The sequence below is a fragment of the Marnyiella aurantia genome (assembly GCF_014041915.1).
GTDB classification, from domain to species: Bacteria; Bacteroidota; Bacteroidia; order Flavobacteriales; family Weeksellaceae; genus Marnyiella; species Marnyiella aurantia.
In genome coordinates this window covers 542,403-567,403 of record NZ_CP059472.1, presented here as the reverse complement: position 1 = coordinate 567,403, position 25,001 = coordinate 542,403, and the positions used below count along the sequence as shown (strand labels likewise).

26 protein-coding genes and 1 tRNA gene are annotated in these 25,001 nt (G+C 44.4%); 8 read left to right on the top strand and 19 right to left on the bottom strand.

The annotated features are described in order from the left end of the window. Positions 1-47: 47 nt before the first annotated feature. The 5 genes from H1R16_RS02610 to H1R16_RS02590 all read right to left on the bottom strand — a co-directional run bounded on the left by H1R16_RS02610 (position 48) and on the right by H1R16_RS02590 (position 3,320). On the bottom strand, positions 48-671 hold the full coding sequence (locus tag H1R16_RS02610) for a Crp/Fnr family transcriptional regulator (protein WP_181885799.1): 624 nt from the start codon (positions 669-671) through the stop codon (positions 48-50). A gap of 80 nt (positions 672-751) precedes the next feature. After that, the gene (gene arsB / locus H1R16_RS02605) at positions 752-1,816 is read right to left on the bottom strand and encodes an ACR3 family arsenite efflux transporter (RefSeq protein WP_181885800.1); all 1,065 of its coding nucleotides are present in this window, start codon (positions 1,814-1,816) and stop codon (positions 752-754) included. Next, a complete protein-coding gene (locus H1R16_RS02600; protein WP_181885801.1) occupies positions 1,803-2,441 on the bottom strand; it encodes an arsenate-mycothiol transferase ArsC in 639 nt (212 codons plus the stop codon). The genes arsB and H1R16_RS02600 overlap by 14 nt, the downstream gene beginning before the upstream one ends. Positions 2,442-2,495: 54 nt before the next feature. Further along, complete coding sequence (locus tag H1R16_RS02595; protein WP_181885802.1) at positions 2,496-2,960, bottom strand: DUF6428 family protein; 465 nt, start codon at positions 2,958-2,960, stop codon at positions 2,496-2,498. A 21-nt stretch (positions 2,961-2,981) separates the two neighbouring features. After that, positions 2,982-3,320, bottom strand: coding sequence for an ArsR/SmtB family transcription factor (locus H1R16_RS02590; RefSeq protein WP_181885803.1), 339 nt, complete (start codon positions 3,318-3,320; stop codon positions 2,982-2,984). A gap of 207 nt (positions 3,321-3,527) precedes the next feature. Here H1R16_RS02590 and H1R16_RS02585 point away from each other — a divergent pair, with 207 nt between their 5' ends. Continuing rightward, a complete protein-coding gene (locus H1R16_RS02585; protein ID WP_181885804.1) occupies positions 3,528-4,121 on the top strand; it encodes a DUF4142 domain-containing protein in 594 nt (197 codons plus the stop codon). Between the two features lie 81 nt (positions 4,122-4,202). On the opposite strand, the gene H1R16_RS02580 is transcribed toward H1R16_RS02585, so the two are convergent. The 6 genes from H1R16_RS02580 to H1R16_RS02555 all read right to left on the bottom strand — a co-directional run bounded on the left by H1R16_RS02580 (position 4,203) and on the right by H1R16_RS02555 (position 10,827). Then, complete coding sequence (locus H1R16_RS02580) at positions 4,203-4,430, bottom strand: hypothetical protein (protein ID WP_181885805.1); 228 nt, start codon at positions 4,428-4,430, stop codon at positions 4,203-4,205. A 444-nt stretch (positions 4,431-4,874) separates the two neighbouring features. Then, on the bottom strand, positions 4,875-5,549 hold the full coding sequence (locus H1R16_RS02575) for a YceI family protein (RefSeq protein WP_181885806.1): 675 nt from the start codon (positions 5,547-5,549) through the stop codon (positions 4,875-4,877). Positions 5,550-5,613: 64 nt separating this feature from the next. Beyond that, positions 5,614-6,681: an AI-2E family transporter gene (locus H1R16_RS02570; RefSeq protein ID WP_181885807.1), complete on the bottom strand. Its 1,068-nt coding sequence runs from the start codon at positions 6,679-6,681 to the stop codon at positions 5,614-5,616. A 31-nt stretch (positions 6,682-6,712) separates the two neighbouring features. Further along, a complete protein-coding gene (locus tag H1R16_RS02565; protein ID WP_181885808.1) occupies positions 6,713-9,364 on the bottom strand; it encodes a cation-translocating P-type ATPase in 2,652 nt (883 codons plus the stop codon). 121 nt (positions 9,365-9,485) lie between these two features. Beyond that, on the bottom strand, positions 9,486-10,031 hold the full coding sequence (locus H1R16_RS02560) for an NADPH-dependent FMN reductase (RefSeq protein ID WP_181885809.1): 546 nt from the start codon (positions 10,029-10,031) through the stop codon (positions 9,486-9,488). A gap of 40 nt (positions 10,032-10,071) precedes the next feature. Next, positions 10,072-10,827 (bottom strand): SDR family NAD(P)-dependent oxidoreductase, encoded by a 756-nt coding sequence (locus tag H1R16_RS02555; RefSeq protein WP_181885810.1) that lies wholly within the window; start codon positions 10,825-10,827, stop codon positions 10,072-10,074. Between the two features lie 504 nt (positions 10,828-11,331). Here H1R16_RS02555 and H1R16_RS02550 point away from each other — a divergent pair. Beyond that, positions 11,332-12,021 carry a DedA family protein gene (locus tag H1R16_RS02550; protein ID WP_181885811.1) on the top strand — a complete coding sequence of 230 codons (690 nt, stop codon included), beginning with the start codon at positions 11,332-11,334 and terminating at the stop codon, positions 12,019-12,021. Here the strand turns inward: H1R16_RS02550 and H1R16_RS02545 are convergent. Beyond that, complete coding sequence (locus tag H1R16_RS02545) at positions 12,018-12,302, bottom strand: hypothetical protein (RefSeq protein ID WP_181885812.1); 285 nt, start codon at positions 12,300-12,302, stop codon at positions 12,018-12,020. The genes H1R16_RS02550 and H1R16_RS02545 overlap by 4 nt on opposite strands. Before the next feature lie 169 nt (positions 12,303-12,471). Here H1R16_RS02545 and H1R16_RS02540 point away from each other — a divergent pair, with 169 nt between their 5' ends. After that, on the top strand, positions 12,472-12,855 hold the full coding sequence (locus H1R16_RS02540; protein WP_181885813.1) for a hypothetical protein: 384 nt from the start codon (positions 12,472-12,474) through the stop codon (positions 12,853-12,855). A gap of 67 nt (positions 12,856-12,922) precedes the next feature. Here H1R16_RS02540 and H1R16_RS02535 read toward each other — a convergent pair whose 3' ends face one another. The 7 genes from H1R16_RS02535 to H1R16_RS02505 form a co-directional block, all read right to left on the bottom strand. Further along, positions 12,923-13,405: an adenylyltransferase/cytidyltransferase family protein gene (locus tag H1R16_RS02535; RefSeq protein WP_181885814.1), complete on the bottom strand. Its 483-nt coding sequence runs from the start codon at positions 13,403-13,405 to the stop codon at positions 12,923-12,925. A gap of 12 nt (positions 13,406-13,417) precedes the next feature. Next, entirely contained in the window at positions 13,418-14,548 is a 1,131-nt protein-coding gene (locus H1R16_RS02530) for a hypothetical protein (RefSeq protein ID WP_181885815.1), read from the bottom strand. After that, positions 14,545-15,669: a UDP-galactopyranose mutase gene (gene glf, locus H1R16_RS02525; protein WP_181885816.1), complete on the bottom strand. Its 1,125-nt coding sequence runs from the start codon at positions 15,667-15,669 to the stop codon at positions 14,545-14,547. The genes H1R16_RS02530 and glf overlap by 4 nt, the downstream gene beginning before the upstream one ends. Then, positions 15,666-16,754 (bottom strand): glycosyltransferase, encoded by a 1,089-nt coding sequence (locus H1R16_RS02520; RefSeq protein WP_181885817.1) that lies wholly within the window; start codon positions 16,752-16,754, stop codon positions 15,666-15,668. The genes glf and H1R16_RS02520 overlap by 4 nt, the downstream gene beginning before the upstream one ends. A 417-nt stretch (positions 16,755-17,171) precedes the next feature. Beyond that, positions 17,172-17,253 (bottom strand) — tRNA-Leu (locus tag H1R16_RS02515). 135 nt (positions 17,254-17,388) lie between these two features. Beyond that, the gene (locus tag H1R16_RS02510; protein WP_181885818.1) at positions 17,389-17,889 is read right to left on the bottom strand and encodes an FKBP-type peptidyl-prolyl cis-trans isomerase; all 501 of its coding nucleotides are present in this window, start codon (positions 17,887-17,889) and stop codon (positions 17,389-17,391) included. A 173-nt stretch (positions 17,890-18,062) separates the two neighbouring features. Beyond that, entirely contained in the window at positions 18,063-20,186 is a 2,124-nt protein-coding gene (locus H1R16_RS02505) for a type IA DNA topoisomerase (protein ID WP_181885819.1), read from the bottom strand. A gap of 218 nt (positions 20,187-20,404) precedes the next feature. Here H1R16_RS02505 and katG point away from each other — a divergent pair, with 218 nt between their 5' ends. From katG to H1R16_RS02480, 5 genes are all read left to right on the top strand, one after another. Further along, a complete protein-coding gene (gene katG / locus H1R16_RS02500; RefSeq protein WP_228451025.1) occupies positions 20,405-22,735 on the top strand; it encodes a catalase/peroxidase HPI in 2,331 nt (776 codons plus the stop codon). Positions 22,736-22,943: 208 nt separating this feature from the next. Next, positions 22,944-23,576, top strand: coding sequence for an NAD(P)H-dependent oxidoreductase (locus H1R16_RS02495; protein WP_181885820.1), 633 nt, complete (start codon positions 22,944-22,946; stop codon positions 23,574-23,576). Between the two features lie 14 nt (positions 23,577-23,590). Next, positions 23,591-24,025 carry a MarR family winged helix-turn-helix transcriptional regulator gene (locus tag H1R16_RS02490; protein ID WP_181885821.1) on the top strand — a complete coding sequence of 145 codons (435 nt, stop codon included), beginning with the start codon at positions 23,591-23,593 and terminating at the stop codon, positions 24,023-24,025. A gap of 2 nt (positions 24,026-24,027) precedes the next feature. Then, on the top strand, positions 24,028-24,453 hold the full coding sequence (locus H1R16_RS02485; protein ID WP_181885822.1) for an organic hydroperoxide resistance protein: 426 nt from the start codon (positions 24,028-24,030) through the stop codon (positions 24,451-24,453). 177 nt (positions 24,454-24,630) lie between these two features. After that, positions 24,631-24,966 carry a hypothetical protein gene (locus tag H1R16_RS02480; protein ID WP_181885823.1) on the top strand — a complete coding sequence of 112 codons (336 nt, stop codon included), beginning with the start codon at positions 24,631-24,633 and terminating at the stop codon, positions 24,964-24,966. Positions 24,967-25,001: the final 35 nt, after the last annotated feature.

Here is a 25,001-nt window from a genome sequence, read left to right as displayed (position 1 = left end):
GATGCTGCAAAATTGCATCATCCGGAAAACGCACACCGCTACTTAGGTTACATTAGCGTGATTTTGTTTCGGCCCAGCTGAAGGTGCCCGTGTTCTTCAAGCTGTTTCAGGAGCCTGGAGACCACCACACGTGCAGTGCCCAGTTCATTGGCCAGCTGTTCATGAGTTACCTGGAGGGTATTGCTGCCTGTAACCTGCTTCTTTTTCTGCAGCAAATCGAGGAGCCGCTCGTCTACTTTTTTAAAAGCGATGGCATTTACAATCTCCAGAAGTTCTTCAAACCTCTTATGATATAGTCTGAAAATATAATCCAGCCATTCCGGATATTCCCGAATGAACAGGGATACCTTTTCCACAGGAAGAAAAAGGATTTCCGCATCTTCTTCCACTTCGGCGCGGACTTTACTTCTTTCATCATGAAGTCCTCCCAGAAAGGACATAATGCAGCTTTCACCGGGTTTTATGTAGTACAGAAGTATTTCGCGACCGTCCTCTTCGGTACGCATCACCTTAAGTGTCCCGCGTGTAACAATCGGAATGGCCCGGATAAGTGAGTTCTCGTCCAAAATCATTTCTCCGGCCTTATAATTGCGCACCGTGCTGAACTGAGTAAGTTTGGAAATCAGTTCGGGTGCGTTTTTTAATTCAATAATCTGTTCCAGTGATTGCATACCTCAAATATAGCCAATTTAAGGAGCATGTGACGGTCTTCCTTTTTAATATTATATGCAAAAATAGCTGAAGACTGCAACTAACTGTTTTTATACCACCTTTTTTTCAGCCAGAAAGCTACGCTCACCAGGGCAATCAGGGCGGGTACTTCCACCAACGGGCCAATTACCCCAGCAAATGCCTGACCGGAATTGATACCGTAAACGCCTATGGCTACGGCAATTGCTAACTCAAAATTATTTCCCGCAGCAGTGAAGGATATAGCTGCATTTTTGGAATAATCGGCGCCCAGTTTTTTACCTGCAAAAAAACTGATCAGAAACATGAGTGCAAAATAGATAACCAGGGGTATTGCGATTCGAAGTACATCAAATGGAATCTGTACAATCATTTCGCCTTTAAGGCTGAACATGATAACAATCGTGAACAGCAGCGCGATTAAAGTAATTGGAGAAACTTTTGGAATAAAAGCGCCGTTATACCATTCCTCACCTTTGGCTTTTAACAGAAAATATCGGGTCAGAAATCCCAGGACAAAAGGAATTCCCAGATAAATTGCCACACTTTCGGCGATCTGAACGATTGTGATATCGACCTCAGAGCCGGTGATTCCGAACAGTGGAGGTAAAACCGTAATGAATAGGTAGGCATAAATACTGTAGAAAATCACCTGAAAAATACTGTTGATGGCTACAAGTCCTGCGGCATATTCGCGGTTTCCTTCGGCAAGCTCGTTCCACACCATTACCATTGCGATGCACCTGGCCAGGCCGATCAGAATCAATCCGATCATGTATTCGGGATAACCGTGCAGGAAAATGATGGCCAATGCAAACATGAGAATAGGACCTATCACCCAGTTCAGTAGCAGGGAAAGCCCCAGGATTTTCGTGTTTTTAAAGACTTTCGGAAGTTCGCGGTACCGCACCTTGGTGAAAGGTGGGTACATCATGAGAATCAGACCGATGGCCAGCGGAATATTGGTAGTACCGTAGGAAAAGGTATTGATCACAGTAGAGGAATCGGGAAAAAAATAACCAATCGCCACTCCCAGAAACATGGCAAGGAAGATCCAGAGCGTAAGGTTTTTATCCAGAAAAGAGAGTTTTTTTCTTTCGTGCGGTGCACAGTTATTTACCGTCATAGGAGTTTTGATTTTGAGTTGAAACAAGACTCATTACATAGTGCATTTCGGCAGCAATCTGCATACTTCTCTCCAAATATATTTGGTCCATATTTGGTCCGCCATCGCTGCTTTTGGGATCCTCGAAGGTGATGGGTATACGCTTTTCTGCTCCGGCAATAAATGGGCAGCCCAAATCTGCACTGGAGCATGTCATAACCGCTGCAAAACCGGATACCGGATTGAAGGCATCATCATACTTTTTTGAAAAGCAAATGACCGGGTGTGCGTTCTCTGAGCATTTTACCGCATAGACCGGATTCTCGGTTTCAGAGAGTTTCTGGATTTCCATTCCCTGACTGCGGAGGGTCTCAGCTACTTTCGGAAACATGGCTGTAGCCTCGGTTCCACCGGAATAGCAGTATAGGTTTTTAATGTTAAAATGTTCAGCCATCACCTGTGCCCAGATCTGCGAAAAGTGGCTTCTTCGCGAATTGTGGGTGCAGATGAAGTTCAGGTTGATCCTTTCACCCGCATCTGCCTTTTTCTGAATGAACTCAGCAAGAGATTGCAGGATTTTCTTTCGTTCTTCGGAAACAGGCATGATGGAAATGACCTCAATAATTTCTTTCAGACTTTTAAGCATGGTTTATTTAATAAAGTTTTTGTGGAGTTTACAATACTTAAAAACTTTTAAAATCTAGCAGCAACCGGATCCCGGAGCACAGCTTGCGGATTGAAGTTCGGAAAGTTTCATCTTGGTTTTTGGCTGTGGAACCCCGCAGCTGTCCTCGGCAAGGCATGCCGTAGATGTGGCAGTAAGCACAAATTCCCTACCGTTAAAGTTCAGTCCAAATTTACCGATTGTGCCCTGCTGATATTCCACTTCAATTTCAGCATCCTCCAAACCAAGTTTATCTTCAGAAAGGGCAATGATCTTTTTGAGTTTCTCGGCTTCCAAACGGTGGTCATTGTCGGTAGAGTACCAAAGCTGAAAATTAACTGCTTTTTCGTCGCGGATGGTGCCACCACAGTCAATAAATTTTTTGCTGATCTGTCCCACTTCTGTAACATGGAAATGATCCGGCACCTGTTCTCCGTTTTCCAGTACAAAATGAAGTTCCGGCAGGGTATCCAGGATGGTCTTGATTTCTGAAAGTTTCATGATAATTATTTTTATAAATTGTTAATTCCCGCAGCAATTGTTTTCCAGTATTGCTGTGGCGTTAAATATTTCTTTGAAATAGATTTCTAATTTTTGAATTGTTTTTTTGTTGATGCAGTAATTAATTGCTTTCCCCTCAATGGTACCCTGAATGATATCCGCGTTTTTCAGTTCCCTTAAATGCTGCGAAACAGTTGCCTGCGAAAGAGGCAGATGGTTCACGATATCATTACAGATGCAGGTGTTAGTCGTAATCAGATATTCAATAATCGCAACACGGGCAGGGTGGGCGATTGCCTTCAGCAGAATTGCTGTCTCGTTTTGACTTTTTGTGTAATGCTCTGTTTTTGTAATTCCCATAATAACATTGCTTGTTTTACATTGCAATATTACGATATGATTTTTGTTTTACACTACCGCGATTGCAAAGTTTTTATGAATTTTTCCTTTCCTGATCTGAAAAGTGATCGCTTCAAACATAATTGCTTTTCTATTTTCTTTTGGCAAAATTGTTGATGTGCTTAAAAATCAGCGTTCTAAGACATTAATCCCACAAAATATATTATTATGAAGAATTCAGTTTTAGCACTATTCTGTGTGGCCGCATTAACGGCCTGTAAGAAAAATGAAAGCACAGTAACAGACACTTCAACCGACAGTGTGGATATGGTGTACCCCATGGACTCTGCCATGACCGACACCACTATGGTTTCCGGAACCACTCAGATGAATGAGCAGGACCGTACCTTTGCAAACGATGCTGCAAAAGGAGGAATGATGGAAGTGATGGTTGGTAATCTGGCGGCCGGTAAGGCTACTAATGCCAAAGTGAAGTCACTGGCGGAGATGATGGTTCGCGATCACAGCAAAGCCAATGACGAATTAAAATCGTGGGCTACAGGTGCCGCATTTACATTGCCATCGGCTGTGGACGATAATCAGAAAAAAGAACATGATGATCTGCAGGCCAGAAGTGGCGCGGAGTTCGACAGAGCATATGCAGATATGATGGTTAGGCATCACACCGAAACCATTGAAAAATTTAAGCAGCAGGCATCAGGGGGCAGTGATTCTTCTTTGAAAGCATTCGCCGAAAAAACACTTCCAACCCTGGAGCATCACCTTATGGAGGCGCAGGCGACCAGGGATGCTGTTAAATAAATAATACTGTAGAAATTAATTTATATATGCCCCTTCAACTTTTGTTGGGGCATATTTTATTTTGTACCGAAATTGTTTTTCTCATGCTTCTGAAGGCTGCTGATCAACACGGGCGTTCTGTCGGGATACAGGTGCGAGCAGGAGGTAGAATATCCAGGCAAACCAGGAAATAAAGATAACTCCCAGGATCCAGGCAAGTTTTTCACGGCCGCGAGTTCTGTTGGAAGACAGTATTATAATAAAAGGCAGGAGCCAGACAAACAGCAGAAGACCTACTATCACGATAGTACTCAGATCATAAGCATCCATAGCATTGGTTTTTAAGAGTTAGATATATACATGCAAACTATTATCAAATATAACGATTACATTGTAATTCCATCTCAGCTATTGCTTGTATTTTGTAAAAATTTAATGTATTATGTTTTTTTTATAATAAAATATTTATGATCAATGGACTGCGGATTAATTAACGTAGTAATCCATTTTGAATTCATAAGCGTTTCACAGTACTTTTTCAAGTAAAAAAGGGTGTTTTTCCTGTTGCGGGTTATTTATGCATCAGGTACATTTGTATAGGATCAATAACCGTGAAAACCTATTGAAACTAATAACCATATTAATAGGAACCCTAAAGTTTACTTTGGGGTTTTTATTTGCTGATATTATCTGCCTGACATACCATCATCCATCACTTTTATAAAGTAAAGAAGGCCACGGTAACGCGGCCTTCTTTACTGTATTTGTCAAAAATTATTTTGCAGCAACAATATTCAGTTCCAGATCCACTTCCTGAGAGATCATCCAGTCCTTTGCATCACCTTCAGTACCATAGGTAAGTCCCCAATCCTGACGGTTGATGGTGAAGTTGGATACCATTGTAAGACCACTTTCAGTAACTTCTACTTTCGCTGGGAAAGAAACGTTCACTGTTTTGTCCTTAATGGTAAGATTTCCGCTCACAGTTTTATTGGCACCTACAACTTTGCTTTCTGTTCCGGCAGCTAAATCTTCAACCTTCGTGATGTCAAATTTTACTGAAGGATACTTCGCAACATCAAAGAAATCCTCATTTTTCAGGTGCGCATCCAGGTCGGCTGATGTTTTGCCATCGCTCATCGCAGAATCTACCGCCTTAGGATCTGTCGTAAGGGTGTTGATGTCTGAGGTAAGGGAACCGGCCGTAAGTGTTCCGTTTTCCACCGTGAATGTTCCGGCGGCCTGGGTGGTTCCAAAACGCGGATTCAGACCTCCTTTGTGGTAAGCCGTCCATTTCACTGTACTTGCAGTTGTATTTACGGTAAATGTGTCACCCACGGAAGCAGCCACAGTCTGTTCACCTGAAGTTGTAGCGGTGTCTGTCTTGGATTCCTTACATGCGGCAAGCGTCAGAACTGCGCTAAGTGCGAAAAGTGATAATTTTTTCATTGTCTTAATTTGTTTAATGTGCGGCAAAGATACAGTGAGCACCGACGGTCTTACTTGACCTATGTTAAGAAATGTGATCCTCGGTGTCCGGACCGGTATGTTCCTGCAGGTCCTTTAGACTCCGCTCCATTTCGAAAACACGGTAAAGGATTCCCGGCAGGGACAGCAGGACCGGCCCAAAGACAAGTCCCATCACACCAAAGAGCTGCAGACCCAGCACGACTCCAAATACGGTAATGAGCGGATGGATGTCTGCCATTTTCTTTAAAAGCGTAAAACGCAGTACATTATCAATTCCGCCAACTAATACAAGACAGTATACCGCAAGCAGGAGCCCGTTGTGTACGTCGCCTGTGGCAATTTGGTAGATGCAGACAGGGATATAGATGAGCATGGTACCCAAAACCGGGACAATTGAGGCGGCACCCGTAAGAAGGCCCCAAAAAATGGCATTTTCCACACCAAAGATATAATAGCCCACCATGGCTATAACTCCCTGACTGAAACCCAGGATAGGAACTCCATACGCATTGGACCTGATAAGGGCCGCAGTGTGACGGAGCAGGTATTTTTTGCTCCCTCGTGAAAGGGGAAGCAGTTCCTTAAGCCGCTGTTCCATATCGCGGGACTGCCTAAGCATGAAGTACAGAATAAACAGCGCCACGAATATATTTCCAAAGGTCTGGCCTACCCAGTTTAAGGTAGACGGAATGTAGGAAATAACCTTATTTACGAGCTGGAGAATTCTTTGATCAGAGAACTGAAGGTCAAAACGTTTCAGGAATTCGTTGTTTTCCAGGAACTTGCGAACGGTATTGTAATTCTCTATAATCGCATCATGGTCGCTTATCAGTTCGTTGATTTTGGGGATCAGGATTTCGATAAGGATCCACAGCGGCACGGCAAAGGAGATGACAATCAGAAACAGGATGAGCGTTATGGTAAGGTTGCTGTTCCAGTTCTTCTTTTCGGTAAGATTCAGGTAAAAGCGCCGGGTGAGAATATAAAGCGTGACCGCTCCCATAATTCCGGACACAAAGTACTTTAACTCTATCAGGATAACCGCAACAAGAAAAAGTGAGATGAAGAGAAGCGTTTTCTGTACGCTTATTTTGCTGAACAGTTTTTGCATAAAAAATTAGGTTAGGTGAGATGAAGCATCATTATTTTCGGAGTAGTCGAAGTATTTTGATGATTTCAAGAGCAATTAAGGGCAGAAGACCCAGTGCGGCTGCCATGATCCAGCCTCTCGCATCAAGCATATGTAATTTAAAAGCATCGCGCAGAACCGGAATAAACATAACCATCACCTGTAAGAGCAGGCCCATCAGGATGGCGCCAATAAGATATTTATTTCCAAAAATCGCTGTCTTATAAAGGGGTTTTTTCCTGTTTCTCAGACCCAGCGAGTAAAAAAGCTGTGAACAGACGAGTACCATGAAGGCCAGAGTCCGGGCATTTTTCACCACCTCCTCCGGAATTTGGTCATCCCACGGCATATAACCAAGTTCATGGTAGCCATACCAATACCCAAACGTGGTGATGAGTCCAATAAAGATTCCACCGGTTATGGCAGATCTGCCGGCACCGTCTGAAAAGAAATTTTCATCTACCGGGCGTGGCTTTTCCTTCATAACCTCCGGATCGCCCTTGTCCATCCCCAGAGCAATGGCCGGCAGCGTATCAGTAAGAAGGTTGATCCAAAGCAGTTGGGTCGCAATAAGCGGGGAGGGCCAGCCTGCAAGCAATGCCACGACCATCAGAACTACCTCGCCGAGATTACAGGTCAAAAGGAAAATGACCGATTTCCTTATATTGCTGTAGATGTTACGGCCCTGCTCAATGGCTTTAACGATAGTGGAAAAATTATCGTCGGTAAGAATCATGTCAGCAGCTCCTTTGGCTACATCAGTCCCAGTTATTCCCATGGCCACGCCAATGTCTGCAGCCTGCAGAGAAGGCGCATCATTTACGCCGTCGCCGGTCATTGAAACGGTGTTGCCTTTGGCTTTCAGTGCATGTACGATACGAACTTTGTGCTCGGGCGATACCCGGGCGAAAACCGAGTAGTGCTCCACTCTGTTATTTAGTTCTTCTGCGGTGATGTTCTCAAGTTCGGGCCCGGTAATTACCTGACCGGATTCCGTGGCAATATCAAGGTCTTTCGCGATGGCCAAAGCGGTATTCCTGTGATCGCCTGTAATCATCACTGTTTTTATTCCCGCTTCTTTAGCCATTTTTATAGATGGTTTTACCTCATCGCGGGCAGGATCCATCATACCTACAAGTCCGAGCAGAACCAGATTGTTCTCCATATCCTCCCGGCCGGTGTCGGAATCTGCCGGTTTATAGGCAACTGCAAGTGTGCGGAGCGCCAAATCGGACATCTGCCGTGCGGCCTCACTGAAATTCTGCAGGTCATTATCTGTGATTTCGCGTCTATTGACGTTAGCGTAGACATGTGTGATCTTCTTTTTCAGACTTCCCAAGGCACCTTTACTGAAGACTTTATAATCATCATCTTCAGTGTGCACAAGTACCGACATCATCTTACGGTCACTGTCAAATGACTTTTCATCTTTCCGCGATGTTTTTTTTGCTAAATGCACGCGGTCTATTCCAAGACTGTCGCCCAGTGCAAGCAAAGCGACTTCTGTGGGGTCTCCTGTAGCATCTTCATCCTGCAGCGTGGCATCGGAGCAAAGGATCATTGCTGTTGCCGCAAACTTCACGGTGTCGGTTGCTGCAACTGTGCCGTCTTTTTCCAAATCATAAAGACCATCTGAGGTGTAGACCTGAGTCACCGTCATTTTGTTTTGGGTTAATGTGCCGGTTTTGTCGGAACAGATGATGTTTACAGATCCCAGCGTTTCGACTGCCGGCAGTTTCCGGATGATCGCATTTTTCCGGGACATGGCGGTAACACCTATGGAAAGAACGACGGCCACAATCGCAGCCAGTCCTTCGGGGATTGAAGCTACAGCCAGGGAAACGGCCGTGAGGAACATCTCACCCAGATCCCGTCCCTGCAGCCAGGAAAGTGCAAAGATGAAAACGCAAACGGCTACCGCAATTTTACCCAGCATCTTCCCCAGTTCGTTGAGCCTTTTTTCAAGAGGAGTTTTGGAGTAATCTTCATTTCCGATGAGGTGGGCAATCTTTCCGACTTCTGTATCCATTGCGGTGGCTACGGCAATACCAATTCCGCGCCCGTAGGTTACTGTGGACGACATAAAAGCCTGGTTATTCCTGTCACCCAGTGGAGTTGCGGGATCCGTGTGAACTGCACCCGCATCTTTTGTGACAGGAAGTGATTCGCCGGTAAGTGCCGATTCCTCAGTCTGCAGGGTCACCGCTTCTATAAGTCTGAGGTCGGCAGGAACAACTCTCCCGGCTTCCAAAATAACAATATCACCGGGTACAAGTTCTTCACTGCTGATTTCGGAGACGTGCGAATTGCGCTTTATCAGGGCTTTGGGTACCGAAAGCTGTTTCAGGGCGTCTATGGCTTTGCCCGCTTTTACTTCCTGGAATACGCCGATGGCTGCATTGATAAGTATTACGAGCAGGATTATTACCGAATCGATATATTCCGCCATAATAATTGTAATTATTACTGCGGCAAAGAGCACGTAAATCAGCCAGTCATTGAGTTGTGAGATGAAAATCTGAAATACTGATTTCCTTTTTTTCGACTCAAGCCGGTTGGGTCCGGAGGATTTTCGGCGGATTTTAGCTTCCGCGTCTGTAAGGCCGGTTTGAGGATCTACATTAAGTTGATTTAAAGTTTCGTCAATGGATTTCGTAAACCACATATTCTGCTGTTCGGAGATGATACCTTAAAATTAGGCATAATTATGAAACCGGCGCTGAATGTTTGAGCATAAAAAAAGCCTTATCAGGGAAGATAAGGCTTAAAGTGAGTTAGGGGAAAAGTTAAAATTTCTCAACCCATTGTTGAAAAGAGTCTATAAAGGAAGTCAGGAACTTTGCGGTATCCTCCTTCAGTGTCCTGCCATCTTCCGTAAAAATTTCCGCCGAATTTCCTATATAGGCTTCGGGCTGCTGCATCAGGGGTACATCTACAAATACGAAAGCCTGACGGATATGATGATTGGCGGCCAGCCCACCCAGCGAACTTATGGACGAGGTCACGACAGCACCCGGTTTTCCCGGCCATACGGAACTGCCGTAAGGGCGGGAGCCCACATCAACTGCATTCTTTAGTGCTCCGGGAATGGTACGGTTGTACTCCGGCGATATGATCAGGAGGCCGTCTGCACCCTTAATCTGCTCCCGAAAAGTTGTCCAGGCTGCCGGTGGCTCCTGGTCCAGGTCTTCCGTGTATAGTGGTAAGTCTGCGATCTCCACGATCTCCATCTCCAGTTTTCCTTCGGATAGCCTGATCATTTCTTCAGCGATTTTTCTGTTATAGGATTCCTTCCTTAAAGATCCCACAATTACTGCGATTTTTTTTGACATAATATAGTGATTGATTGGTAGTTAAAGATTGATTTTTTAGCTAAACAGCAAGATAGCCGCCGTCTACAGGGTAATAGGATCCGGTGACAAACGAGGAGTCATCGGAGGCCAGGAAAAGCAGCATAGCAGCAATTTCTTCGGGTTGACCTAATCTGCCGAAAGCATGTTTGGTTTCCAGAAAACTGAGTGCTTCTTTGCCCATGGATTCTTCATTGACCATTCCACTATATACAAAACCAGGACCTACCGCGTTGATGCGGACATTCTCCTTGGCATATTCCCAGGCCACAGCTTTGGTTAATCCCACCACACCGTGCTTGGCCGCCACATATCCGCTCGAGGTGGCAAAACCCGCCTGGCCAAGTATCGAAGCAATATTGATAATGCTGCCGCCGCCGTCCTTGACCATTTGAGGCGCCTGATACTTCACGCCATAAAAGACGCCTGAGAGGTTGATATCAATCACTTTTTTCCAGCCCTCAATAGTCATGTCACCGGCTTTATTTATCTCGCCGCCTATACCTGCATTATTTACGGCAATGTCCAGTCTACTGTATTTTTTCACCGTTTCCGATACCAGCCTTTCATTGTCTTCAGGGCTGGACGAATCTGCCATTACAAAAAAAGCTTCGGCGCCCATACTTTCAATTTCGGACACGACCTGCTTACCATGCTCAGCATTGATGTCACTTACAACCACTTTGGCACCCTCGCGTGCGAACAGCAACGCAGTTGCCTTTCCGATACCGGAGCCTGCCCCGGTGATCATTGCTACTTTGTTCTCTAATTTTTTCATTTCGTTATATTTTATTGATGGATTAATGATTTAGTAGGTGTATCCAAATTTAGTGATTACGGTTCTGAAATCTCTTGATGTAGATCAAGTAAGAGGGGATAGAGTCCCGGAACTAAAGCAGCAGGTGTTTGAAACAAGCAATGAACTACAAAAGTTAATGTAGGTTGTGATAAGTATGCATTTGCGGTTTGATTACGACAGCACGTGAAATAACAGCAGGTAACGTGAAGTATTGGATTACGCTTTACCACTGTTATTAAGCGCCTCAATTCGCTGTCATCAAAGGTTTTTGGGTTAGAATTAGTTTAAATTCAGCTTTTATAACCCAAAATTAAAGCAAGCTTTGCAAGTTCCCGTGAATGTTCAGTAATGGATTCCCTTGATCAGCGATAACGAACTGAACTAATGAGAAATATCTAATAACGCTGCATATTTATCTTGCGGGAGTGTCTTTACCTTCAATTCTTTGGCGTATTTTTGCAGCCATCTAAACCTGCACTGAATATGGAGTTTTTACAAACTGTACTGGATTTTTTCCTGAACCTGGACAAGCATCTGTTTACCATGATTATGGACTATGGATCATGGATCTACCTGATTCTTTTCCTGATTATTTTTGTGGAAACAGGATTAGTGGTAATGCCTTTCCTGCCGGGTGATTCCCTGCTTTTTGCCGCAGGAACTTTCTGTGCCGGTGTCATTGGCGCAACCGGCGAGACTGCCAGCCTTAACCTTTGGCTTATTCTGGCACTGCTCACTGTAGCGGCAATCTTAGGAGATACACTTAACTATTATCTCGGAAAAAATGTGGGATTAAAAATGCTGGGTCTAAAAATTGGAGATAAGCAGCTCGTAAATCCAAAATACATTGACCAAACTCAGGCCTTTTACAGCAAAAACGGCCCGAAAACAATTATCATAGCCAGATTTGTACCTATTGTGCGGACATTTGCGCCTTTTGTAGCAGGAATCGGTTCTATGAATTATTCAACATTTATCAAATACAATGTTATCGGAGCTGTTGTTTGGGTGTGGAGTCTGACTTTGATGGGATATTTCTTCGGGAACCTGCCTATAGTACAGGAAAACTTCGAAACAGTAGTCTTTGGAATTATTGGTATTTCGCTTTTGCCGATGGTATGGGAATACGTAAACGCTAAATTTTTGAAAAAGAAAAACAATCAAACCCTTTAATCGCCCAACAACAGAGTATTCCGCGATTCCGCTTCCTCAATGAAAGCTTCATAAAGTTTGATATCCCGCTTTTTGATGCTGTCCAGAAAACCTGTGGCAAACCTTCTTTTGCTGTCGTGCTGTATGGCATTATAAATGTCTACAGAATCGGTTCGTGTAAGTCCTTTAGTGGATTTAAGTTCTTCATTCTCCTGCCGCAACTGTTCTACTTCGTTTTCTTTGCAGGAAGTCAGCACGAGCACGAAAGTCGCCAGGCCAATAAGTACAGTAATTCTTTTCATTATACAATATTTTCAGATGCTGATACAAAAATGCTACCATGACAGCAGTGCTGTAATCTAAAGGCACTCACGACCGACTCAGACGCCACCTGCATTTTTACGTTTCATATCTTTGCACAGTAATTTAAAACCTTTTATAACGGCTTATATCAATAATCATCTTTAACTCATGATTGACAAGAATTTTTACCTGGAAAACCTGACCGCTTTCGATTTGATGATAGGCTCCGACCGCGCCGAGGCAGAAAAAGTAATTTTCAGAGTGTACTGTATTCTGCAGCGCGACAGGATATGGTTGTCCAACGTGGCTCTTCCGGAAGAAATAGATCAGGAAGATGTGGATATGCTTCACGACATAGAAGAAGAACTGGAGGTTCTGGATCAAACTTATAATTTCCGCTTTCAGGAATTTCATGAGATGGTCCTTGAAAATCTAGGCGCTGAAAATAATGCGTGGGCAGATCTGGACGACGAAGACGAAGATTTTGACGACATCTTCGATGACCTGTATGATGATGAAGACTTAGATGAAGATATTGAGGGGATTAACTAGGAACATAACAGATATCATTTTACAAATGGCAGCGCAGGAAATTTTTCCTGCGCTGCCTTTTGTAAAGTTATGAAATAGCTTCTTTATGTACTCCGTTTTGTTTGGGAGTGTCCTTATGTGTTTTCAGATCTTCCAGTCTGTAAATTTCTTTACGAAGGTTGGTGCTGGAAAAGCGGTGACGCCTTTCATTGAAATAGAGAACTATATTGTTCTCTTTACAGTACTCGCGACCCGTGAAATCCTTGTCCTTATATTCAGAACCTACAATCCTTACATCAATACAATAAAGCTGAAGGATATCTTGCAGATCCTTCTCGGTCGTATAAGGAATAATTTCATCCACATATTTGCAGCCTTTCAGCTGAATATAACGCTCCACCACAGTTTGTGTTGGTTTGTTTTTCTCCGGTCTGTCTATTGTAGGGTCAGTTTGCAGACCAACGATAAGGTAGTCACACTGTGCACGCGCTTCTGCCAGCATTCGTACATGTCCTGCATGAAGCAGGTCGAAACAGCTGAAGGTAATACCGGTAATTTTTGAATTTTCCATAATAGCTAAATTTTAGTAGTTAACGGGCTCGCGTTGAGTATGAAATTCTGGCTGCCGTCTCAGTTCATCCACATATGCCATGTCAGGTATTCGGTTGCACTCGGCATCCAGATCAAAAATACCGCAGTTACTGTAGTAAGAGAGGTCATCCCAGTCTGGGCGGTCAGTCACAGGATAGATACATATCCCATGGAAGTCTACACCCATTTCTGCAGCTATCCGGCTTTCGTTTGCAATTTCAGCGATCCACTCTGCGCGGCCCTGCCCAAAATGACCTGTTTCTGAAATAAACATAGGTTTGCCATATCTTTCATAGGCTTTTAAAAGCAGTTGATGTACAGGAATCCTTTCATCCATATCATCCGGCCAGCACAGGCTGTCGCCTTCGCCGCGCCACTGACAGTTCCAGTAATAATTAAAGCCCAGGATGTCCAGAAACTCTTCCTGTCCTCCCAATTCCGGACACATACGTCCGCCAATGATATCCATTGCTTCAAACTGGTATTCATTCCGCTTCTGCAGCTCAACAGGGCACCCCCCGTGACTGTGAATTTCAATAAGAGGTTCCACCAGTACAATTCTGCAGTCGGGAACTTCGTCTTTCAAAACGCGGATACCCTGGATTGCTGCTTTACACAGGTGGTATTTAATATCCCAACCATTATGTGTGGCAAACGGAACCGTACCCCTGTTTTCGCCGGAAAGCCACGAAAGGAAACTTATTTCGTTTATAGGTACAACAAAGAGTTCCTCACTGCTGTTTTCTGTGTAGAAGCGGGCGAAAGCGCGGCAGAGTTGCTCAAATCTTGGTGCAAAATGCGGATGTGTAGGAAACAGACCGTCAGGATAACCAAAATGGATAAGGTCCCAAATCTGCTGTATTCCGGAATTCTGGGCAGCTCTCATCCTTCTTAAAACTTCAGAGAAATCGTAAATTCCCGGACTTTTTTCAATATTACTCCAACAAATGCCTTCGCGGACTGTAAAGATACCCAGCTCCGTTAGTAAAGCATAATCTTCCACAATACGAAGATCATGCTTTGTTTCCTGAAGCAGATTAACCCGCTCGCCGTGACGGTTTATATGGTCTGCACATTCAAAACCTCCCTGCCAGTAACTTTTGAAGATTTGCGGACTTCTCATAATGCACCGGCTTTTGCATGCTCAAGTGTTTTGTAAAGGTCCAGTGCATTCTTAAATGCCTGATCCATATTGAAGTACTTATAATTTGCCAGTCTGCCTACAAAATATACATCTGTTAGTTGGTCTGCCTTGGCTTTATATTTCTCGTAAATCAGCTGATTCTTTTCGTTTGGAACAGGGTAATACGGATCACCTTCGTCCACGGTGTATTCCTTTACGATGCTTGTTTTATCTGATTTCTGATTTCCGAAATGCTTGTGTTCTACAATACGGGTGAAGTCCACCTCGCGACCGGGATAATTCACCACAGAATTTTCCTGATAATATTCTGCATCAATATGCTCAGTCACAAAATTAATGGACCGGTATTCCAGCTTTTCAGTAAGTTCTTCCTCAAATTCAAAGAAACGGTCTACCGGCCCGGTGTAGAACAGTTTTTCGTAACCTTCATATTGGTCTTTCACATCAAAATAATCGGTATTCAGCAATACAGTAATATTTGGATGGTCCAACATGCTTTCAAATACTTTAGTATAACCGCCTTTGGGAAGGGCCTGATACTTATCTGAAAAATAACGGTCATCGTAGTTGCTTCGCACGGGAATACGCTCCAGCACAGAAGCATGCAGTTCAGCCGGATATTTGTCCCATTGCTTCTTTGTATAATGTTTGAACATTTTATCATACAGTACCGGTCCTACGCGGTTTAAGACAGCCTCTTCACCGTTTGTCGGTTGGTCGAAACTTATTCGGTTCTGCTCAAGCCACTGCTTCATATCATCTTCTGTTTCCAGTTTTTCGTCAAAGAGGATATTAACCGTAGAAATATTTACAGGAATCGGTACGGTTTTACCGTCTACACGCGCGATTACTCTGTGCTCCCATGGATACCATTCGGCAAAACGGTTTACATATTCCCAAACTTCGTCATCATTTGTATGGAAAAGGTGTGCTCCGTATTTGGATACCAGTATTCCGTTTTGGTCGTAATGATCGTAGCAGTTGCCAGCTATATGGTCTCTCTTTTCAATAATAAGCACTTTCTTGCCGGCATTCGCATAGCGTTCTGCAAGGGTGGCACCGGAGATACCTGCCCCTATAATAAGGATATCTACCTTCATACAGCAAGGGTTTTTTCGATTATTGACCCCATTTTACGTGCAGTGCGGTCCCAGGATGTATTATTTAGTATCTCGGTGTATTCATTGCTGAACTTTTGCATAGGATTCATAACGGCACTGTAGAAATCCTGTTCGTTTTCTATCAGCATAATGCAGTGACTGTAGTCCCTTTCTACGTCTTTAATCCTGGTGGAAATGATAGGTTTATTGGCTGCCATATACTCCAGCGTTTTTGTTGGACTGATGAATTTGGTTGAATCATTTAGTGCAAACGGCATCATTGCAATGTCAAAATGCTGAAGATACGCGGGCAGTTCTTCATAAGATTTCATGCCCAGGTAATAAATATTGTCCGCTTTAGGAAGATCCTGTTCGCCAATTTTGCAGAGCGGGCCCACCATGACGAATGAGGTTTCTGGAGCCAGAGCTGCTGTGTTTTTCAGAAGCTCAAGGTCAATACGTTCATCAATAACACCGTAATAGCCCACGATCCTTCCGGGGATATCTTTCATGTCAGAGGGTCTTTCCGTTGCGTCTTTGTTTTGTCCCGAAAAATGCTCAATATCTACCGAACTTGGGAAGCAGTGAACATTATGATGCTTCTTTACCTTTGATTCATACAGGGATTTTCCACCTGTATAAACAACATCGGCAGCGGCAAGCAGTGCTTTTTCCTGATCCACCAGTTCCATTGAGGCACCGCGGAAAAGGGTAAGTTCGTCCATACAGTCATACACTACCGTTTCAAAATCGAGGTGCTCCAGTACTGAAACAAAGGCCGGGGAATAGAACCAGCCAACCTTATAGTTGTTTTTCGGCAACTTCTTTCGCAAATATGCGCCTATATCATTCATGCTGTTCACCGGCGGTCTGCATACATGTACATTTGGATGAACTTCCTTTATTTCAAAAGGACCTTTACCGTTAAGACGTGTAGGTACTGGTTCCTCTATAACAAGGATTCTGAAATCCTGTGCCAGCCGGCTGATTAAATGTTGGGGACGCTGATAAACAAAGTCCCAGCGAAGGTGGCAAAAGACGATCATATCATAGCTCGCCGTTTGCTGAAAATCATGATTAACCATAGTTAGTATATTCTATTGTTTTAATGTTCACTTGTAAAGACGAGGAATATACAGGACTCCCCAACAAAAAATAATTTGCCGAAGAGGACGTAACCTGTCATTATTTACATTCCATTTTACTGGATTTTTATCCGCAGGACGCCGGCAAGAATTGTTAAGTTTTCTGCATCAATTTAAATGCCAACAATGGATTGGATTACATAAAACTATTATTGTAATTAATATTACGTTAAAATACTTAAAATAGACTAGCTGAAGTAGCGGAATAGTGAAAAGTTTGGATGATTCCCAATCCAGATCATTGTAGCGTAGCCAGGTTTAGGTCGGATATAATGGAATTTGCGGTGAATCCAAGATGAAGAAGTCTTGAATTCCGGGCAATAGAAAAGCCCTCATTTAAAATGAGAGCTTAGAATGTGCCCGGAACAGGACTCGAACCTGCAAGCTTGTGGGCACCCGCACCTGAAACGAGCGTGTCTACCAATTTCACCATCCGGGCATCGGATTTTGTGAGGCACAAAAATAGTTAAATTTTGGAAACTACCTAAATAATTTTTCAGGAATGACAGTATTATATCCTTTACAGAAAAGGCTCCGACAATGTCGAAGCCTGTATTTATTGATAAAGGGAAACTTAATGTCCTGACTGTCCGTCTACACCGTGGGCATGCCCGTGCGACAGTTCTTCCTCCGTTGCAGGACGGGTTAGTACAACTTCTACATCAAAATTAAGCGTTTTTCCCGCCATCGGATGATTAAGGTCTACTGTAACAGCATCATCTGCTACCTCTGTAACTACTGCACTCAGGTGGTTTCCGTCCTGGTCCTGCAGGGGAAGGATTGCACCGATTGGCGGCATTCCGGACTGTACGAACATTTCTGCCGGAAGTTGCGTTGATGCGTTTTCAGCCTTCTCTCCATACCCTTCCTGAGGAGTGAGTGTAAATGTTTTCTTGTCGCCTGCAGCCAATCCTTCGATTTCCTGTTCAAATTTAGGCAGCATCATTCCTACACCATAAATGAAGGTAAAAGGGTTTTCGGCGTCCGTTTTTTCGATGAAGGTTTGCGCTCCATTTTCTTCAATCGCATTCAAAGTATATTGAAGTGCAACTACGTGGTTTTTTTCTATTGTCATTGGGTAAAGTTTGCAAAGGGAACTGGCCCCTTTCATTATAAATAAAACGGCCTGCTGGCCGCAAAGGTGCAAAGGTAATATTTTTAAACAATTCCGGATTTTACAGGAACTAAGGATATTGCGGAGTAATTGTTCTGTGTTAAAAGGGGTCTTATTTTATTAAAGTATAAGCTTTATCTGGACTGGAGTTCCACTTTGCCATCCTCTCCAAGTGCAAGAAAACCCTCAGTGATGCCTGACGGATGCCCGGTGAAGCCTTTCAGTTTTCCTGATTTTCCTTTAACAACCACATCGTGAATCTGTTTCTCTGTAAGCTTTTTTCCGAAGCAGACAAAAGGTATTTTGAATCCACATTCACGGTGCTGAACGCAGCCAATGGCCGTCCTGCCCTTAATCAGGCGATTTTGCTGGCACTTGGGACAACTTATTTCATTCCATTCAATGACGGTGGTTTTACGGGGAATCTTTTCTTTCTTTTGCGGAACCGAAACTTCCTCAAAGGAGATGCTTCTGGCTTTTTCACTGATTACTTTCCGGGTAAGATCTGTAACCATTGCCACCAGTTCCTCCCGGAAAACATTGGCTTCATATTCACCGCTTTCTATCTTTCTCAGTTTATATTCCCATTCGCCCGTGAGTTCAGGACTTTTCAGAACTTCATCGTCTATGGTATCTATAAGATCCATGCCGGTACGCGTCGCAAAGATGTTTTTCTTTTTTCTTTCAATGTATTTTCTCTTGAAAAGAGTTTCGATGATGTTCGCACGTGTTGAAGGTCTGCCTATTCCGTTCGCCTTCAGCATATCGCGCAGTTCTTCGTCTTCCACCTGCTTGCCTGCAGTTTCCATGGCGCGCAGTAGGGTAGCCTCGGTATAAGGTTTTGGCGGCGTTGTCTTTCCCTGATGTACAAGCGGTTTATGAGGACCAGTTTCTCCCGCTTTAAATTCGGGGATTTCCTGCTCCTCATCCTTTGCCTCAACCCTGGATTTATCCTGAAGTTCCACCTTTTCCTTTGCATAAACTGCTCGCCAACCCGGTTCCAATACCTGTCTGCCATTGGTTTTGAAAGGTATTGTTCCTACTTTTCCTTCCACTAGGGTGTTCGAAATCTTACATTCAGGATAGAATACAGCAATAAACCGCTTCGCAACAAGATCGTAAATCAGTTTCTCTTCACGCGCCAGGTTGCTGCCGGGTGTCACTTCGGTGGGTATTATAGCGTGGTGGTCGGTTACTTTGGAATCGTCGAACACGGCCTTTGTTTTCGGTAGTCCGCCTTCCAGAAGCGGCGCCGTAAGGTCACTGTAAAAATGCATGGCCCGCATGATTCCGGCAATTTTCGGATAGAGACTGTCCGGCAGGTAGGTAGTATCTACCCTTGGATAGGTGGTGTGCTTTTTTTCATAGAGACTTTGGATGTACTTTAATGTATTTTCGGCAGAGAAGCCATACTTGCGGTTAGCTTCTACCTGAAGAGCGGTAAGGTCAAACAGACGGGGATTTTTCTCTTTACCTTCTTTTATTTCAAACGAAACGATTTCAAAAAGATGCTGTTTCAGGTAGTCCAGACCTTTTTCTGCCTTTTCTCTGGTCTTAAGTCGGTCTATGGCTGCACTGAAGTGGACAGCGCGGTAAACCGTCTTCAGTTCCCAGTATTCTTCAGAATTAAACGCATCAATCTCCTTCTGTCTCTGTACAAGCATCGCCAACGTAGGTGTCTGAACCCGGCCGATGGACAGTACACCACGGTTACCGCCAAATTTCCTCGTAAACAGTCTGGTGGCATTTATTCCCAGAAGCCAGTCGCCCACAGCTCGCGCATTTCCGGCTAAATAAAGGTTGTGATAATCCTCAGCAGGTTTCAGGTTAGCAAATCCTTCTAGGATAGCTTCCTCAGTTAGGGACGAGATCCAAAGCCGCTGCACAGGTTTCTTACAGCGGGCTTTCTGCAGTACCCAACGCTGTATAAGTTCTCCCTCCTGGCCGGCATCACCGCAGTTAATGACCTCTGTACATTGATCTACAAGCTGCTCGATTACCCGAAACTGCTTTTCCACTCCGGGATTAGAAATAAGCTTAATGCCGAAATTCTTTGGGATGATAGGCAGGAAGATCAGGTCCCAGGATTTATAATGCGGACTGTAGTCGTGGGGTTCCTTTAAGGTACAGAGATGGCCGAAGGTCCAGGTCACCAGATATCCGTTGCCCTCCATATAACCCTGCCTGGACTGGTTGGCACCCAATACTTTGGCAATATCTCGGGCGACACTGGGTTTCTCGGCGATACATAGCTTCATATTCTGCAACATTAAGGACAGCTGCAAATTTCAGCAATTTTTCTCAATGTTCATAAATCAAAAGATATTCATCATAACTCAAAATTAAGCGTCAATAGATAAAATAAATCACTTGAATCCTATCAATTCAAATGGTCTATTGGCAGTATGAGGATTAACTATGAAAAATCTGCCCTGCCGCTTGTTAATAATATTAACTTTGGTAAAAACAATAAGATATGATAAACTCAGATGGAAGATGTCCGCATCATGAAGGGCAGAAAGCTCAGGAAGCGATGGAGCAGGCAAACCAACCAGTACAGAACGATCCTCAGCAGGGCGAAACAATTCACAGTCAGAACGAAGAAAATCCCATACCGGTCGCAGGTGCCAGTTTAGGCAACAGTGGTAAATGTCCTGTTATCCATGGCTCCAATACGGAGGAAGCAAAAGATGTAATGAGCTGGTGGCCTAAATCATTGAATCTGGACATTCTTTCACAGCACGACCGTAAGACAAATCCTTTTGGTGAAGAGTTCAGTTATGCTGAGGAATTTAAAAAACTTGATCTTGAAGCTGTGAAATCCGATCTTAAAGCTCTGATGACCGAAAGTAAGGAATGGTGGCCCGCCGACTGGGGGCATTATGGCGGTCTGATGATTCGTATGGCCTGGCATTCGGCCGGCACCTACAGAACAGCCGACGGCCGCGGGGGCAGCAACACCGGCAGTCAGAGGTTTGCACCACTCAACGCATGGCCGGATAATGTGAATCTGGATAAAGCAAGACGTCTGCTTTGGCCCGTCAAGAAAAAATATGGTAATAAACTCTCCTGGGCCGACCTTATAATCCTGGCCGGAAACATGGCTTACGAATCCATGGGCCTGAAGACCTTTGGTTTTGCTGGTGGCCGCGAAGATGTTTGGCATCCTGAAAAAGATATTTATTGGGGCTCCGAGAAGGACTGGCTTGCCCCTACGGGCAGCGAGGGCAGCCGCTACACCGGCGACCGGGAGCTCGAAAATCCTTTGGCTTCTGTGATGATGGGCCTTATATATGTGAACCCTGAAGGTGTAGACGGGAATCCCGATCCATTGAAGACCGCGGCAGATTTAAGGGTTACCTTCAGCCGGATGGCCATGAATGATGAAGAAACCGCAGCACTTACCGTTGGCGGCCACACTGTAGGTAAATGCCACGGTAATGGCGACGCGTCTGCACTGGGTGGTGATCCTGAGGAAGAAGGTGTTCATGCGCAGGGCCTGGGATGGCTTAACCCAAAAGGCAAAGGACACAGTGAAGATACGGTGACTTCCGGGCTGGAAGGGGCCTGGACCACCAATCCCACGCAATGGGATAACGGTTATCTGGACCTTCTGCTGAATCATGAATGGAGACTTACTAAAAGTCCGGCTGGTGCCAATCAGTATGAACCGGTCAATTTGCCTGAGGAACTCAAACCGGTAGATGCACATAACCCAAATATTCGCAGAAATCCGATGATGACGGATGCCGATATGGCTATGAAGGTAGATCCCGGCTACCGCGAAATTGTGGAACGCTTCCATAACGATTTTGAATATTTCTCAGATACATTCGCGCGTGCCTGGTTTAAGCTGACCCACCGCGACCTCGGCCCCAAATCAAGGTATCTGGGTCCTGATGTCCCGGCCGAAGACCTTATCTGGCAGGATTCGATTCCGGCCGTTAACTACACGCTCAGCGACGGGGAGATCAACAGCCTTAAGGAACAGATTCTCAACAGCGGTTTGTCCCGTTCGGAACTTATTACCACGGCATGGGACAGCGCACGTACCTATCGCGGTTCCGATTACCGGGGTGGTGCCAATGGTTCCAGGATACGTCTGGAACCACAGAGAAGTTGGGCAGGTAACGAACCGGTAAGACTGAATAAAGTTCTGGAAATACTTGAAAATATCCGGCAGACTTCCGGTGTAAATGTGAGTATGGCAGACCTTATTGTACTGGGTGGAACTGCTGCTATAGAGCAGGCCGTACGTGAGGCAGGTTACAATGTTGAGGTGCCGTTTTTACCAGGTAGGGGAGATGCCTCTGAGGAAATGACCGATGCAAGGTCGTTCGACGAGATGGAAACCGTTCACGACGGTTACCGTAACTGGCTGAAAGCCGATTATGTAGTATCTGCCGAGGAACTGATGCTGGACCGCACTCAGCTGATGGGCTTAACGGCACCAGAAATGACTGTTCTGGTAGGTGGATTACGCGTTCTTGATACCAATTACGGAGGTAGTCAGGACGGTGTTTTTACAGACAGGCCCGGAACGCTTTCCAATGATTTTTTTGTAAACCTGACAGACATGAATTTTAAATGGGTGCCTGTAAATGATAACCTGTATCATATCACCGACCGGAAATCCGGAGCTGTGAAGTGGTCAGCCAGCCGTGTGGATCTTGTCTTTGGTTCCAATTCCATTCTGAGGTCATATGCCGAATTCTATGCACAGGACGATAACTGGGAACGGTTTATAAGGGATTTTGTAAAAGCTTGGACTAAAGTAATGAATGCCGACCGTTACGATTTAAACTAAACTTTATCCCCCTCATATCTGAGGGGATTTTTGTTGATTTCAGGAGTGCCTCTTTTCGATTCTGCCTGCGTTCCGGAATCTTGATAGATACTGTCTACTATTCGTTTATGACAATTTAATTGTGCACAATATTAATTCAGCATACCTTTGTGCCATTCAAGGCCAATGCTTGAGTACAGAAAGTTATTAATCAACAAAATTTAAATAAATGTCATTACTAGAAAATTTAAACTGGAGACATGCGGTAAAAGCGTACGATCCGAACAGAAAGGTTTCAGAACAGGATCTAAACAGTATCCTGGAAGCGGCGCGACTGGCGCCAACTTCCTCCGGACTCCAGCCTTTCCGCGTAATTGTGGTGGAGAATCAGGAGTTAAAGGAAAAGATGGTTAAAGGAGCTCTTAATCCTGAAGTAATGCGCGACAGCTCTCATGTACTGGTGTTCGCTGCGTGGGACGAGTATTCTGCTGAGAAAATTGATGCGGTATACGACTATCATACAGATGTTCGGGAACTGCCGCGCGGCCGTTTTGGAAGTTACACAGACCTCCTGAAGCAGCTGTACGGCGCACAGACACCGGCTGAGCATTTTGCCCATACCGCCAGACAGACTTATATTGCACTTGGACTGGCGATGGCACAGGCTGCAGAACTTAAGATAGACAGCACACCGGCCGAAGGCTTCAGCAATGATGTTGTTGATGAAATCCTGGGACTTCAGGAACTTGGACTTAAGAGTGTAACTTTGCTTTATCTGGGCTACCGCGACGCCGAAAAAGACTGGCTCTCCACAATGAAGAAGGTTAGACTTCCAATGGAGGAGTTCATCATCAGAAAATAATAAAAATTTGGAATATGGGTACCGCTGACTCACTTCGTCTGGACGGGCAACTGTGCTTCCCGCTCTATGCTCTTTCCCGGGAGATTACGGGCTTGTACCGTCCGCTGCTGGAGGAATTGGACTTAACATATCCTCAATATCTGGTGATGCTGGTACTTTGGGAACAGGATGGTCTGGCGGTTTGCGACCTGGGCAACCGTTTGTTGCTGGACAGCGGTACGCTGACACCACTTCTGAAAAGACTGGAATTAAAGAATTTTGTAGCTCGTAAACGGTGCAGTAAAGACGAACGCGTAGTGCATCTCTTCCTTACTGAAATTGGCAAGGCGCTTCAAGCGAAAGCCATGGAAATTCCGGCCAGAATGCTTGAAAATATTGATGTTGAAGAGAACGAACTTAACGCGTTGAAAGCAACACTTAACAAAATCATTAACCAAATACAAAAATAGATATGAAAACACTGTACACCACAAGCGTAACTGCTACCGGCGGCCGCGATGGCCATGTAAAAAGTGACAACGGACTGATTGATATGGAGGTCCGCATGCCAAAGGCCCTGGGAGGCGCCAATGATGATTATGCTAATCCTGAGATGCTGTTTGCCGCAGGTTATTCGGCCTGTTTTGACAGCGCGCTGAAACAGGTAAGCAGACTTGCAAAGGTAAGAACCGGTGAAACTTCTGTAACCGCAAAAGTCAGCATTGGCCAGATTGACAATGGTGGTTTCGGTCTGGCGGCTGAACTTGAGGTCAACGTTCCCGGAGTATCCCTGGAGGAAGCGCAGTCACTGGTGGAAAAGGCACATCAGGTCTGTCCCTATTCCAATGCGACACGGAACAATATGGAAGTAAAGCTTACGGTGACGAACAACGGATAAACAACCGCATTCATTATCCTTTTGGAAGAAATTCTGAAGGGATTTTTTGTTTTTTAGATCGTTGATTTTCAGGAAATAAAATCCCTTTAACCTGGTTTGTGGAATGGGGAGTTCTTATTTCCGCACGGTAAGTGGTCAAATACCTAAACTTTCTTAGTTTTGGTGAAAGTTTATTTTATGAAAAAAGGAATTTATTTGCTATTAACGTTTTCTGTTTTGATTTTTATAGCTTATGTTTTTTTGAATCAAAAAGAATTTATGTATTCCGAGACAAGCCCTGATGGCAATTATGAGGTAAAAGTTTATACAACAAAAAGAATTTTTGCCGCTACAGGAGATGGTGGAATGAGCAGTAGAACAGCTTTTGTTGTTCTTCTAGACAAAGAAGGGAATGAAATAGGTAATTCTGGAGACGATCCGTCTTCTTACAGAGAGATTGAAATAGATTGGGAAATAGGCAAAAACAGGTATGTGTCCTATGGAAAGGGGCATGGAATTGATTTCAAAAAATAGAAGATTTATCCTGACCTGATGCCGCTAATTTGCAA